Genomic DNA, 16,838 nt, shown 5'->3' on the forward strand with positions numbered 1-16,838 from the left:
CTTAATTGAATTTAGTATTAGCGATTTAACCTTTGCTATTACTATTTAGTTTTTATATTCACTATACAGTTTTACATTAACTATTTAGCTTTTTTCGTAATACTTTTTAAGTAGCCTGGAACTAAAGCACAAGACTGACTTAAAGTAGCTCTATCTGCACTTGACATGTCATATTTATCCATAATTTCTTCGACAGATAAACTTCCCATATCTTCAGCACTTACATTATATCCATCCATGACAACCCCAATAGATAGATAACAACTTGATAATTGTAATCCTGAAGCAGTAACACTTATAGCTTCACCCGCATCAATTGGCGATTCGCTACGCATTAACTCAAATACTTCATCTTCAGTAAACTCATGAGGAGACTCATCATTTACATCAACAAGTAACCAATTAGAATCAAATTGATCACCTGAAATAGGATTCCAAATCACTAACTCTCCATCATCGGTAATTCGTGCTTTTCTTCCATTCAGCGTAGGATTTTCTGCACCTCCAGTGTTGTTATTAAAGACAACATCTGTACCAATAACATCTAAACTTACTGAAATATTAATATTATTGCCTTGGAAAATATTTTTACCTTTAGCTTCAACTGTTAAATGTTTAGTATCTATAGTGTTATTAGTAATTATCGAATCTCCACCTGTAGCCTGAGTAGTAATATTTCCACCTACAAGAAGTGAACCATCAATACTTACCTCAGAGGCGGTCACAGTTACTGAACCTTTATCTATATCAGCGGAGATATTTGATTTCTCGATACTTACCGTACCATTAGAAGCAAGAGCTGTAATATTAACCCCAACTAAAGTTGAGTTATCAAGAGAAACTCCATTAACTCCAGAGATAATTACCTCTCCCTCATAAGAAATAAGTTGACTTTGTTCTACAGTTACACTTGCACAAGTAGAAATAACCTTCACATCTTCTTTCCCTGAAAGATTAGTATTTTCTAAAGTAATTTTATCTTGAGCTTCTAAATCTATACCGCCATTTATCGCTGTAAGATTTGCTCCTGTTACAGAAATAGAACCATTTATAGCACTTACTTCTACATTAGAGTTAGCAGTGATTGTAGTACCGTTACCTAAAATAACTCCTTTATCTCCACTAATCGTAGTATTTCCATTAGTTGAAGCTATAGAGCTATTAGCGACATTAACCGTACTATTTTCAGAATTAATTTCAACTCCATTAATCCCTGTAATGTTTGAATTAGTTATGACAACATCATCTTGGGCTTGAAGCTTAGCTTGATTACCTGCACTAATATTAGAACCAGTAACTGAAACATTAGCTTCACTTGAGCTTACAGTAATATTATTACCTGCTGATAACTTACTACTTTCTAGAGAAACATCTTGTTTTGCAAGAACCGAAACATTACCATTGCTAGATTCAAGAGATGACGCAATTACCGCAACAGTTCCATTCTCTGAAGTTACATCTAAACCATTTAAGCCCGTAATATTCGAATTTGTTATGACAACATTTTCTTGAGCTTGAAGCTTAGCTTGATTTCCTGCACTAATATTAGAACCAGTAACTGAAACATTAGCTTCACTTGAGCTTAAAGTAATATTATTACCTGCTGATAACTTGCTACTTCCTAGAGAAACATCTTGTTTTGCAAGAATCGAAACATTACCATTGCTAGATTCAAGAGATGATGTAGTTACCGCAACAGTTACATTCTCTGAAGTTACATCTAAGCCATTTAAGCCCGTAATATTCGAATTTGTTATAACAACATTTTCTTGAGCTTGAAGCTTAGCTTGATTACCTGCACTAATGTTAGAACCAGTAACTGAAACATTCGCTTCACTTGAACTTACAGTAATATTGTTACCTGCTGATAACTTGCTACTTTCTAAAGAAACATCTTGTTTTGCAAGAACCGAAACATTACCATTGTTAGATTCAAGAGATGACGCTGTTACCGCAACGGCTCCATTCTCTGAAGTTACATCTAAACCATTTAAGCCAGTAATATTCGAATTTGTTATGACAACATTATCTTGAGCTTGAAGCTTAGCTTGATTACCTGCACTAATATTAGAACCGGTAACTGAAACATTAGCTTCACTTGAACTTACAGTAATATTATTACTTGCTGATAACTTACTACTTTCTAGAGAAACATCTTGTTTTGCAAGAACCGAAACATTACCATTAGCCGACTCTAAAGATGACGTAGTTACCGCAACAGCTCCATTCTCTGAAGTTACATCTAAGCCATTTAAGCCCGTAATGTTCGAATTTGTTATGACAACATTTTCTTGAGCTTGAAGCTTAACTTGATTACCTGCACTAATATTAGAACCGGTAACTGAAACATTATCTTCACTTGAACTTACAGTAATATTATTACCAGCGGATAATTTACTACTTTCTAAAGAAACATCTTGTTTTGCAAGAACCGAAACATTACCATTACTAGATTCAAGAGATGATGTAGTTACCGCAACAGCTCCATTCTCTGAAGTTACATCTAAGCCATTTAATCCAGTAATATTTGAATTAGTTACGGTTACTGCTTCTTTAGCACTGAGATTCGCAAGATTCTTCGCACTAATATTTGTGCCTGTTACTGAAACATTACCAGTAGTAGAACTAATTGTTGTGTTCTCACCTGACACTTTACTATTGGTAACTTGAGCATCCTTATGAGCAACAACTTTGGCATCACCATTTGTAGAATCTAAAGATGATTGCGTTACTGTAACTGTACCACAAGTAGAAACAACATCTAGACCATTTACACCAGTAATATTTGAATTAGTTACGGTTACTGCTTCTTGAGCACTGAGATTCGCAAGATTCTTCGCACTAATATTTGTGCCTGTTACTGAAACATTACCAGTAGTAGAACTAATTGTTGTGTTCTCACCTGATACTTTACTATTAGTAACTTGAACATCCTTATGAGCAACAACTTTAGCATCACCATTTGTAGAATCTAAAGATGATTGCGTTACTGTAACTGTACCACAAGTAGAAACAACATCTAGACCATTTACACCAGTAATATTTGAGTTAGTTACGGTTACAGCTTCTTTAGCACTGATATTTGCACGATTATTCGCACTAATATTTGTTCCTGTTATAGAAACATTACCTGTAGCAGAACTAATTGTAGTGTTCTCACCTGATACTTTACTATTAGTAACTTGAACATCCTTATGAGCAACAACTTTAGTATCACCATTTGTTGCCTCTAAAGATGATTGCGTTACTGTAACTGTACCACAAGTAGAAACAACATCTAGACCATTTACACCAGTAATATTTGAGTTAGTTACGGTTACAGCTTCTTTAGCACTGAGATTCGCAAGATTCTTCGCACTAATATTTGTTCCTGTTACTGAAACATTACCTGTAGCTGAACTAATTGTAGTGTTCTCACCTGATACTTTACTATTAGTAACTTGAACATCCTTATTAGCAACAACTTTGGCATCACCATTTGTTGCATCTAAAGCTGATTGCGTTAACGTAACAGTACCACAAGTTGACTCTACATATACACCTTTAACTCCTGAAACATTAGCACCAGTCGCAACTATATTATCTTTAGCACTAATATTTAAGATATTCTCTGCTGTTAAATTACTACCAACTACAGAAACATTACCATTAGTTGCTACAACATCAACATTATTTTTCGCAGTTATGTTAGTACCATTGCCTAAAGTAATGTTATTAGAGGCAACAAGACTGATATTTGCGTTTTCTCCGGTTGCTGAAACATTAGTAGTTGCAATTGAGATATTACCTGTGTTTGAGTTTAAGGTTACACCTTTAACTCCAGAAACATTAGCACCAGTTGCAACTATATTATCTTTAGCACTAATGTTAACCATATTGTCAGAAGTTAAATTACTACCAACTATAGTAACATTACCTTGTTTAGCAACAAGATCTACTTTATTGTTTGCACTTATGTTCGTACCATTACCGAGATAAATACTTTTGTTTGCAACTAAGCTAACATTTGCATTTTCACCCGTAGCCGAAATATTAGTCGCATTAACTACTACTTGTTCACCTGTTAAGGATACCTCAGTACCACTAACCTTACTTTGTTCTAAGTTTAGATTTGAAGAGGCGGTTAAGTTTACCTCACCTTTTGCATTTAAACTCGACGAGTGAGCACTAATGTTGTTTGCTTTAACAATTAAACTACTATCGGTTGCAGTTATATTTGCATTCACAAAAGTTACGTTATTTTGGATATTTACGTTTACTTTTTGTGCTGCCACATTAGTATGACTAATTTCTAAGTTAGAATTTGCATCAGTTGCACTAAAGTTTACTTGACCATTTAAAGCATTTACTACTGAATTATCAATAGTAATATTATTTTTTGCGATAAAGTCTACATTTTTATTTATAGATGAATAATTACCTCCTGAAGCTGAAATACTACCTTGCGAAGCATTTACTACTACCGCATTTGTTGCACTTACTCCAGAATTATCTAGATTAATATTTCCATCTTTTGCGATAACGTAAGCATTATCTCCAGCTTGTAACTGGACATTAGGTAAAGCAACATTACCCGTTGCCACTACCGTGATATTACTTCCTGCTTTAACTTGAGCTTTAACTGTAGATTCACCACCGTTAACTATATCTTTAGTCGCCACTAAAGTAATATTACCTTTAGCATCCATAGGGGCAGCATTAAAAGTCAGATTACCTTGAGTTGCATTAACACTAATATCTTTTCCAGCAGTAATTGCTGAATTAGTTAAAGTAACATTACCTCCTAAGAGATTTGCTGCTCCCGTAGCATTTACTTTACTATTGTTAGTTAAACTTAAGTTAACCCTTGCCGTTAAGTTCACATCCCCAGCAACAGAAGTTAAATTACTGTGATCTACACTAATATTATTTGCCTCTACCACTAAACTATTAGAGGTTGCAGTGATATTTGCTCCCGTAAAAGTAACATCATTTTTCACCGCAACTTTTACAGATTGTGCCGTAACATTAGAGTTAGTTACTTGTAAGCTTGAATTCTCACTTGTTGCGGTAAAATTCACTTCACTCTGATTTGCATTAACAATCGCATTAGCAATATTGATATTATCGGCAGCTATAAAATCAACTCCTTTCGTAGTTGAAGAGTAGTTTCCACCTATAGCAGTAATATTCCCTTTTGCAGCTTTTATCACTACCGCCTCTTCAGCACTAACCCCAGAGTTAATTAAACTCACATTCCCATTAAGTGCAGTTACATTTGCCTGTTTACCAGCCTGTAATTGAGCATTAGGTAAAGCTACATTACCAGTAGCCACTACGGTAATATTCCCCTTAGCTTTAACTTGTGCCTGAGTTCCTGTTCCCCCATTCACTATATCTTTATATGCTTTAAGACTAATGTTTCCTTGAGAATCCATAGGAGCTGCATTAAATGTTAAATTCCCCTTACTTGCATTTACATTAATATCTTTAGTTGCATTAATTGTAGTATTAGTGAGAGTTACATTCCCTCCTAAAAGATTTACAGCTCCAGCAGCATTAATTACGGCTTTAGAGCTTACTTCTAAATTTAAATCTGCAGTTAAATTAACATCACCAGCAGTAGATTGTAAACTCGTACCTGCTGCAGTAATATTTTGAGCTTTAATTTCTAAAGTATCTTGCGAACTAATACTACCGTTCTCGAGATTTACATTATCTTTTACCGCAATATTAACCTTACCAGCAAGAGCGGAGATATTGGTATTATTTGCGGTAAAATTACCTTCCTTAGCATTTATCTCAACCTTACCACCTGCACTTTCTACTGAGATGTTCGTACCTGTTACTTTAATATCCCCTGAAGTTGCAGTGAGGTTCACTTCAGAACTACCTTGAATAATCGTACCATTGGTAGTGGTAATCGCCTGTGCTTGTACTTCTACTTGTGAAGCATTTAACGTCGAGTTACCAATTTTCGCTATGCCAGCTGAGGCATTGACAATTAATTTTCCAGTAGTAGCGTTGAGGATACTATCGGTTACCGTCACATTAGCTTGCGTAGAAGTAACATTTACCTGACCACCACTAATTTGACTATGATTCGTAATGTTTATATCAGAGGTAGCATTAATAGTTATCGTTATACCCTTAACCTGTGAAGCATTAATTTCAACACTAGTTCCATTAATTACGGTATCAGCTGTTGAGTTTACATGAGCTTGGCTGAGTTTTACTTTAACACCTGAAATATTAGTCGTTGCCCCAGTAACCTTAGCCTTATTACTTAACGTAATATCCGTACCATTTACTAAAGTATTAGCTGAAGCATTACCTACATTTGCTTGATCTATGACTACAGAAGTTGCATTAACTAAAGTACTCGTTGTTCCCGAGATCTTCGCATGATCTTGGATAATTACCTTACTACCTGAAACATTTACTTCTTTGACAGTGATGTTTGCTTTTTCTCCTGTAACCGTAATATTAGTTCCCGTTAATAGAGTGTTATTAGTAGTTTCTTGACCTAGAGTTGCATTATCAACTTTTAAATTCGTTGCATTTGCAAGTAATGTATCTGTTGCAGTTAAGGTTGCATTAGTGATAGTTACATTAGTCGCTGAAATATTTAGATTCTTACCATAGACTTTGGTTCCTTCATCAGTAATTGAAACCTTATCACCGGTAACGGAGGTATTCCCTGTAGTTGAACCTACCTGAGCTTTAGCATTAATAGTCACAACTGTACCGTTAACAGAAGTGCTATCAAAGCCACTTACATTTGCTTGATTGGTAATGGTTACATTAGAGGCTGAAACATTTACTTGTTTACCATAGACTTTGGTTCCTTCATCGGTAATCGAAACATTAGTGCCTGTGACCGTAGTATTACCTTCCTCTGAACCTACTTGAGATTTTCCACTAATTGTAACAGCTGTACCATTAACTGTAGTACTTTCTTTACCACTTACATTAGCTTGGTTAGTAATGGTTACATTAGAAGCTGAAACATTTACTTGTTTACCATAGACTTTAGTTCCTTCATCAGTAATCGAAGCATTAGTGCCTGTAACCGTAGTATTACCTTCCTCTGAACCTACTTGAGATTTTCCACTAATCTTAACAGATGTACCATTAACTGTAGTACTCTCTTTACCACTAACATTAGCTTGGTTGGTAATGGTTACATTAGAGGCTGAAACATTTACCTTGTTACCACTAACTTTAGCCTGATTACCGGTAATGGTAACATTAGTACCAGTTAATACGGTATTTGCAGTCGCTTCTTGTCCTACAGTTGCGTTATCTACAATTAAATTCGCAGCATTTACTAGAGTCGTATTCGTCGCTGAAACATTAGCTTGGTTTTCTAAAGTAACCTTATGACCAGAAATATTAACCTCCAAGCCATAAACCTTTGTCCCTTGGTCAGCTACAGTAATATTAGTTCCATTTAAAGTAGTTTTACCATTTTCTGATCCAACTTGAGCGGTTTGGTTAATGGTAATATTGCTTCCGTTAACTAAAGTAGTCTCCGTACCACCAACATTTGCGGCATTAGTAATAGTTACATTAGCCTTCCCTGAAACATTGACGTTTTTACCAGTAACCTTCGCTTGGCTACCAGTTACAGTTACATTAGTACCACTAAGTGTGGTATTTCCTGTAGCTTGTCCTACGGTTGCGTTATGTACCGTTAAATCAGAGGCATTTACTAAAGTCGTAGTTGAGGATATGTTAGCTTGGTTTTCTAAGGTAACCTTTTGGCCAGAAATATTAACCTCTAAGCCATAAACCTTTGTCCCTTGGTCAGCTACGGTAATATTAGTTCCATTTAAAGTAGTTTTACCATTTTCTGATCCAACTTGAGCGGTTTGGTTAATGGTAATATTGCTTCCGTTAACTAAAGTAGTCTCCATACCACCAATATTTGCTGCATTGGTAATGGTTACATTAACTTTACCAGAAACATTGACATGTTTACCAGTAACCTTAGCTTGGCTACCAGTTACGGTTACATTAGTACCACTAAGTGTGGTATTTCCTGTAGCTTGTCCTACGGATGCGTTATGTACCGTTAAATCAGAGGCGTTTACTAAAGTCGTAGTTGCGGATATGTTAGCTTGTTTTTCTAAGGTAACCTTTTGGCCAGAAATATTAACCTCTAAGCCATAAACTTTTGTCCCTTGGTCAGCTACAGTAACATTAGTTCCATTTAAAGTAGTTTTACCATTTTCTGATCCAACTTGAGCGGTTTTGTTAATCGTAATATTGCTTCCGTTAACTAAAGTAGTCTCCATACCACCAATATTTGCAGCATTAGTAATAGTTACATTTGCTTTCCCTGAAACATTGACGTTTTTACCAGTAACTTTTGCTTGGCTACCAGTTACGGTTACATTACTACCGCTGAGAATAGTGTTTTCGGTAGTTTCTTGACCAATAGTTGCATTATGTACGGTTAAGTTTGAGGCATTAACTAAAGTAGTATTAGTTGCAGCTACATTAGCTTGATTACTTACAGTAACATTATTTGCCGAAAGATTTAGGTTAAGACCATAAACTTTTGTCCCCTCATCTTTTACCGTAACATTAGTTCCCGTGAGGGTAGTATTACCAGTTGGTGAACCTACTTGGGCTTTATTACTAATTAAGGTTGTTGTTCCGTTAATTACAGTATTTGTAGTTCCACTTACATTTGCAGAATTAGTAATCGTTACATTTTGCCCTGTAATACTTACATTTATTCCCTTAACTAAAGCTTTATTACCTGTAACCGATACATTCGTTGCCTTAATCGAGGTATTCCCGACTTCTCCAAAGGTTGCATTATCAATACTTACATTAGTTGCATTAGCTAGGGTATCTTTTGTTCCTTCAACTTTTGCCGATTCATTTACTACTAAATCAACTGCAGTCACATTAACCGAATTTCCTACAACTAAAGTATTTTCTCCAGAAATCGAAACATTAGTTCCTACCACTTTGGTACTATTTGCCGAACCTTTACCTATTGTAGCTCCACCTTTAAGAGAGATATTACTTCCGTTAACTAAAGTATCGTGAGTTCCTGAAACATTAGCTTGGGCTTCTACTGCAACATTATTTCCCGATAAATTAATACTATAACCGGTAATATTCGCATGATTCGACACAGTTACATTGGTTGCATTTACTAAAGTCGTTCCTGTTGCAGTAGCACAACCAACATTAGCATTGTTTAAAGTAATAGTCGTTGCATTTACTGTGGTAGCTTCTCGACCATATACCTGAGATCCTTCTTTGATCGTAACAGTTGAACCATTGACACTTGTATTCGCACCTGTTATGACTGCATTATTTTCAAGATCTACTTTAGGAGCTGAAAGGCTAGTATTTAATTTAGAATCAATAGTCGAAGCATTTACTTTAATCTCACTTCCCGTAAAACTTACATTTCCTGCAGTAGCATTAACTTGTGAAGCATTGGTAACATTAATCTTGCCACCCGTAAGCTTCATATCTGCCTCTTCGGATGTGAGATTTGCACTATTTAAAGTTAAAGAGTTAGAAGCATTAATCCCAAGGTTGCCTTTAACTACAAAACTTTGGTTGTGCAGACTAACATTCGCTGCAGTAATATTTAGGCTACGTCCTACGGTAATGGTTGCCGGCTTCCCACCTCCAGAAAGAATTACATTTCCATTAGTTGAAGTTAAGTTAACATCTAAACCAGATGTAATGCTTGTTCCACTTACATTAACTTCTTTACTTCCAGAGAAACTTACATTACCTAACTTCGCTGTAATATTACTGCTTTTTGCAACTAAAGTAATAGTAGATTTATTTCCAAGATTAATATCTTTTGTCTCTGAGTAAATTACGGTATTCTCTAGACTGATATTCTGAGCATAAACCTCAAGCATTCCTTGAGCTGATAAATTAGCCCCTACAAAACTTAGATTATTTAATGCACGAGTATTAATACTTCCAGCGGTTACATTACTTGCACTCAGCGTAATATTATTTCCTCTTAACTCTACTGCTCCCGCTTTAAAAATTAGTTGAGATTTTTCAACCGTGACCTCGGTTGCATTTAAGATTACTTTGCTAGTTGCGTTTACCTCAGCTTCTTGACCTAAAGATATTGTTTTTGCGGAAATATTTACTAGATTTCCTTTAAGGTCAGAGTTATTAATGTTTACGGTTGCACTTGCACAAACAAGAGTAGTCTCTTTAGCTTCTACTTTTGCCGAATCCTCGATCTTAATCGTTTGCCCTTTAATCGTAGTATTGCCTGCTCGAGTATTTATAGTTGAAGTATTGTTAATCGTTACACTTGTAGCTTGTAAACTTGTCCCCTGACTTGAATTAACACTGGTACTATTGATAACTAAAGTAGTTGCATTAATGTTGGTTGTCCCAGCAGTAGAATTTACTTTAGATTGATTAATGGTAACTTGACTACCATTGATGACTAATTTCTCTTCAGCTTCAACATCATTAGTGCTATTAATACTTACAGTTTGCCCTGAGATATTAGTATTTTTCCCTTTAATCGAAGAGTTATCGATACTTACACTAATGGAAGCACAAATAAAAGTATCACCTGCAGCCGTAGCTACAGAACCATTTTCAAAGTTAACCGTTGGTGCATAAACTTTTACTGCTCCAGCACTTGAACAAATTAAAGAAGCATTAACTTCAATCTTTTCACTTGCTTGTACGAGAGTTTGCATCTTGCCTTTTACTTCTGAGGCATTAGTAATGCTAATGGTTTTTGCTGATAAATTCGTAATTGTTCCATTTACTTCTGATTTATCAGAAATACTAATAGTAGAAGCGTTAATGGTAGTGTTATTAGCTGCATTAACTACAGCTTGCTCTTGTAGATTAACAGTTGAGGCATTAATAGTTGTCCAACCATGACTAGCATTTACAATCGAATCTTTTATGGTTACTGTAGAAGCATTTAAGGTTGTTCCCGTATTCGAGGTCACTAAAGATTTATTCTCTACAGTAATATAATTTGTTGCTTCGAGAGTGGTTGTCCCGAGACGTGAACTAATTGTTCCATTGTCAACCGTAATACTATTGGTAGCACTTAAAGTCGTACAAGTAGCTGAATCAACCCTCGATTTATTTGCTACTTTAATCGTTGGAGCATAAAATGCTGTCGTTCCTGAGCTGGAATTTACCGAAGAATTATCAAGAGAAATACTTGTAGTAGCATTAAGCACCGTAGAATTGGTTGAGTTTGCTAATGATCCCGTATTTAAGGTAATCGAACTTCCCGATAAATTGGTATCCTTACCTTTTACCGTACCATTAGTTAAACTTACAGCTCCGGTAGCACATAATAAAGTTGTCTCATTTGCTGCAACATTAGCTCCATTACGAAGAGTAATACTGCTACCTTTAAGGAAAGCAGAACTCGAACTATTTACTTCCGAGCTACATATCATTACCTGACTTGTAGCACTTATGCTTACATTTTTACCACTAGTTACTTGTGAGCTATTATTAAGTCTAACAATAGAGCCAGATAAATTCGTATATCCTGTACTGTTTAGATAACTTTTGTTTTGAATTGCTAAGGCTCCACTAGTACATACAAGAATGTTAGTTGCACTCACATTACTACTTGTAATCCCTAAAGTAGATTCGGCAGTAATGGTTGCATTATGTGTTGCTGTAATATTGGCATGAGTAAAGGTTGTCGATGAGGATTTACCATAACTAGTAACAGTTACGTTACTACCTGAGAGATTAGTTGCACAAACATAAATCACCGAACCATTTAAGGTTAGGTTATCTGTATCTCTAACCTCAGAATTACAAAGATTTAAGTTAGAAGCATTGAGTAAAACAGTTTTACCACTGACATTGGTACTATTTAATTTTAAAATCGGAGTATTTAAGTTCGCACTTTCTCCAGCTCCAATCGTCGAAGCTTCTGCGGTAAATGATTCTTTTACATTTACTTCAATATTTCCGGAAGTAGAATTAATTGTAGAAGCAGTTAAAGTAACGGTAGTTGCATTTACAAGAGTCTTAGTTTTTGCATCTAGCACCGATTTATTGCTAAGAGTTACACTCGTTGCATTAATTTTGGTCACTCCACTAGAATTAACTATGGCGACATCAGCCACCGTTAACTGCGGAGCTGAGATATTGGTATTTAATGTAGAGTTAACTAAGGCTTGATCTTGAATATTTACATTCGCTGACGTAATGTTTATATTACTTCCGGTAACTTGTGTTCCTGCACCTTTTATCGTAACCGTTTGCGTTGCATTTAAGAGAGTGTTCTGCCCTCCGTTTACTTTTGCTCCACCTTCAATACTTATAGTATTAGCTGCATTAATCGTGGTATTAACTGACGAATTTATTGTACTATTACGTACCGTAACACTAGGTCCCTTAATTAAAGTACTACCTTGACTAGAACTTACATTAGAAGCGGTAATCGTAACTGAAGTAGTCCCATTTATTACGGCACTCGTTGTAGAGTTTATATCTGAACTTGTACTTATACAAACTCTCGTACCTAAAATATCTATATCCTTAGCATTGATTTTTGCTCTCATTAAGCGAACATTTTCACCACTCAACTTCACAGTTTTCGTAGCATTCAGCTCAGAATTATTTATATTAACCAATCCATGGATAGCTTTTTCAGCTGTAGTTCCTACAGCTGTGGCAAAAGAACCTACAGCAGTAGCATTAATATATTCAGCTTTTACCGAACTACATGTACTAAATGACACGCCTATTCCAGTAATAGTTGCATGATGCTTGGCGGTTAAGTTGGAATTTACAAATTGGGAATTTAATTTGCTCGAAACCGCAGAAATATTAGCAGCATTTACTGAAGTTCCACAAGCATAAATCAAACTTCCACTGAGACTTACATTACCACTAGCATTTAACTGAGAATAAATAATACTCATTCCTTTATTACCGGTAGCGGAAACATTGATAGTTTCTGCATTTGTTACCGTGCTATTGAGAGTTGCAACCTGTCCTGAGAGATTTACGGTTTTCGTACTATTGACTGTAGAGCTATTAATATCAATAGTTTCACTTACATTAATTAAGGTTAATACCCCACTATTTAATTTCGATGAATTTTCTATAGTTACACAAGTAGCATTTAACTCAAGAGTATTTCCTGCATTTAAAGTAGAAGTATTTACCCTAATAGCTCCGCTCACACAAATACTAATATTTGTCGTAGCATTTAACGTAGAGTTGGTAATATTAAACTCAGTAGGAGTTGCAGTACTATTGTAAGTTATATTTCCTGCATTAATCGTGGTATTAGTAATGTCGATTTTTGCATTAGTAACACTACTATTAAACGTAAAATTGCCTGTTAAACCAATGCTACTATTATCAAACGTATAATTCTGAGCACGGAGATTTAAATCTTTTCCGCTATTTGAGTTAATATCTGTAACATTGTAAAAAGTTATAGAATCATTAGCCTGCAAGGTAACATTAGAAGTCTGTAACGAAGTATTGATTTGCGTACCACAAATAACTGAATAGCCTCCTCCCCCATCTGTACCGCTGGAAGCAGAGTAATCAGTGGAAGTAAATCCTGTATCAAATTGCTCTTTGAGTTCAGGATATTTTTGTTTAGCTTGTGACCAATCCGGAGAACCATTTAGGACTAAAATCTTTTCTGGATCTAAGAGCCATTCTCCAGTAATCCCCTCTTCAGATCTCGTATCCACAAAAGCATGTTCAAGCAAGTTTAAATTTTTTCCTGAGGTTTCAACAAAGCCACCATTTCCTTTTACGGAAGTAGCGAAAAACGAACCATCAACATATGCTGAGTTACCCCAAACAATAATTTTTCCAGCATCTTCTTGTTTACCTGAAACATTTATTTGAGCTTGCGTATGAACAAAAGTTTTGGAAGCTAACTTAGTCTTTCCTTGTCCAGTAAGGTCACCTCCGACAAATACTTCTCCACCTTTCATCCCTGAAGCATTAATTACCGCCAGGTTCTCTAATGCAACTACATCACCTAGTACACTAACCTTACCCCCAGTTCCTGTAATATTAGTCACGGCAATTGTACCGTTAACAACGACTAATCCCGATTGACAAGTATAGTTTGGAGCTAACATAGCATTGTTGTAATTAATTGCTTGTACTAACTCTGCTTCAGAAGCTCCATATAACAGCACTTCACCAGAAGCTGTAATTTTTGCGGCTTGAGCTGAATCCTTTAGTGTCATAACCTCTGCAAATTGCTCAGCGGTGGTATAACCCGTAGCCACTTTATTCGCTAACAATACCGCACGACGAGAAATAATTTCTCCGAGGTTTACTGCCTTATTACCAGCGGTAACTTTATAAGACACTAGAGGATTGTCTAAGTCTTGAATTACAATCTCTTGTCCTGCTAACAGATAAACTGCCCCATTTTTAGCTTCAAGAATACCGAGATTGACTACTTGACCACCTACTAAAGCTAAACTTCCATCAGAATTTACTTTTATTAACCCTTGATTGAGAACTTTAGCTATCGCTTGGTCCTTATCTTGACTAAAAACGTATTTCCCTTGCAGAAAATCTTCATTACTTAAATCTAAAGTTGAAGCTACTAACCCCGCAACATCAACAATAGCTTTTTCTCCAAAGACAATCCCAGCTGGATTGACAATAAATACTTGTCCATTTGATTGTAAAGTTCCAAGAATTTGTGAGATGCTTCCGCCTAGTACTCGGTTGAGTACTGCGGAATTAGAAGATTCTTGTAAGAACTTTACAATTTCATGAGAGTCAATATTAAATTTATGCCATTCAATAATAGAGTTATGACTGTTTTTAACTGTTGTTAAAGCTCCACTGGTAACTACCTCTACTTGCCCATGAAGTACTTTCATCCCTGAACGTGCTGATTCTACAGCATAAACATTAGCTGTTGCTAAGCCTACAGGAAGACAAATACTACTCACAAGCTTACTTACACTAAGAAACTTAAACTCAGACTTAGTCTTGTTTTCAATCGTATCTATACTCTTTAAAGAAACACAAACACCATTAGTTGCCAATTCGGAAACCGCATCTAATGCAAGAGTACTACGGTTGAATTTTAATTTATAGATTTTATTCATATATAAGGGGTATTTTTCTTAAGTTTGTTTGATCTAATAACAAAAATCGTAGCTGTGGTCTGTTTTGAGGATTAGTTAATCATCTCTAGAAAGAGAAAAAATATTAATGAAAGTACACAATGTCTCAAGATCAACACTGAAAACAGCTCATAACTCAAGTTCTTAACTTAAGAAACAGTTTTCACTTAAGAAACAAGCTTTCAGCAAAAAATAATCTTAGATTTGTTTTAAGGGGAGAGAAAAGAAGAGGAATTTGGTGTGATCTTATCTAAAAAAGTAATTAAGAATCAGTGAAACTAAGACGCCATTTACTTCACACTAATCAAGGTCTATTTGCCAACTAAATAATTTACCTCTATTAGCTTAATTACTATTTAGAAAAATTTTCTATAACTTGGAACAGAAAAATAAAGACAAAACTAGTATCAATTTTATAATTAGTGCCACTATATAAATTGTGAATATAAAAAAACCATATTTCTCCTTTCTCCTCCATTGCTGGGGAGCAAAGATAAAATATGGCTATCTATACTTGCACAATATATCCTCAAGTAAAATTTTATAAATATGGTAAAGGTTGATAGTTAATAAGTTCAAGTTCTTAATTGTTTTATCTGCAAACTATGCAAAGTTATAGACCTGCAAGTTATAGACCTACAAAGTACAAATCTAAAATTACTTTAGATCACTCTCTAACAACTTTACATCCTAACAGCTTGATATAAAACTATAGTACAACTTTAAGAATATTGCTTCAGAGTTTATGCTCTCCACAATACTAACTTCAACATTTTTACAAATTAATAATTACAAAATTATAGAAAATATATACTTTTCCTAACAATTGGTTATGTAAAAAGTATTTGCATTAATAACAGATTTAACTTAATTATGAAAAATAAATAAAGTGCTTAACGGAGTTTGTCCAGTTAAACCGCTAAACCATAAATTAAATCTTAAGCTATAAGCTTAAATACATAAAATAAGATCTAATATAGTCTTTATATACTCTAACTAGACTCCTACCATTTAGTCTAGAGGTTATATTCCCTATACAATAGACAATACTATTATATATCTTTATCTTATAACTTAATACTTTCTGCCGTAAAGATAAGTCCCGTTCCTTCGTAGGAATATCTTTTAAATATTTATTACAAACTACATTGTCAAGGAAAGCAATAAGATATGCCTACCTCAAAGTCAACAAGATTTTCGTTAGAAAATCTTGTTGTATCCCCCTAGGGGGATGACATTGTATTACTTAAATTTTTGCTGGTGCAAGAACGCATATATTTTGCTTTAGCTCCAAAAAAAATTAACTTCGACAAAATATTCTAGTCTCTAATCCTCAAGTTCCTAGAATCTATAAAAGAAGCTATCTTTTTTAGTCTAACACCAAACAATTACCTCATTAAATTTAGCGAAATAAAACACTCATTACCTCTACAAATTTAATGACCGCTAAATTTCTTTAGCATAGTTGCTTAAGAGTTTAAACGAGCTATTAATTTTAGCTGTTAAATCCTCACAAGCAGATCCTATCTATAAGTTAATGTTTTATCTACTCTTACATTAAAAATTAGCTAATCCCACTCCTTATCCACAGATTATCCACAGATTATTAAGCAAGATTTACCATAATATTTGTATGAGTAAAGATAATCACTTATAGATAGTACCTATTATTGTTCGCATATTATACTAGATCCAATCCACTTTTTTAATACTTTTATGCCTCAAAAA

Annotated in this window: 1 protein-coding gene; it reads right to left on the reverse strand. The window is 34.9% G+C overall.

The features are described from left to right. Window positions 1-80: 80 nt before the first annotated feature. Window positions 81-15,092, reverse strand: a complete 15,012-nt coding sequence (locus tag CKF59_RS00530; protein ID WP_119534036.1) for an ESPR-type extended signal peptide-containing protein — start codon at window positions 15,090-15,092, stop codon at window positions 81-83. Between the last annotated feature and the right edge of the window lie 1,746 nt (window positions 15,093-16,838).

This window comes from Psittacicella gerlachiana (assembly GCF_003585965.1).
Lineage (GTDB): Bacteria > Pseudomonadota > Gammaproteobacteria > Enterobacterales > Psittacicellaceae > Psittacicella > Psittacicella gerlachiana.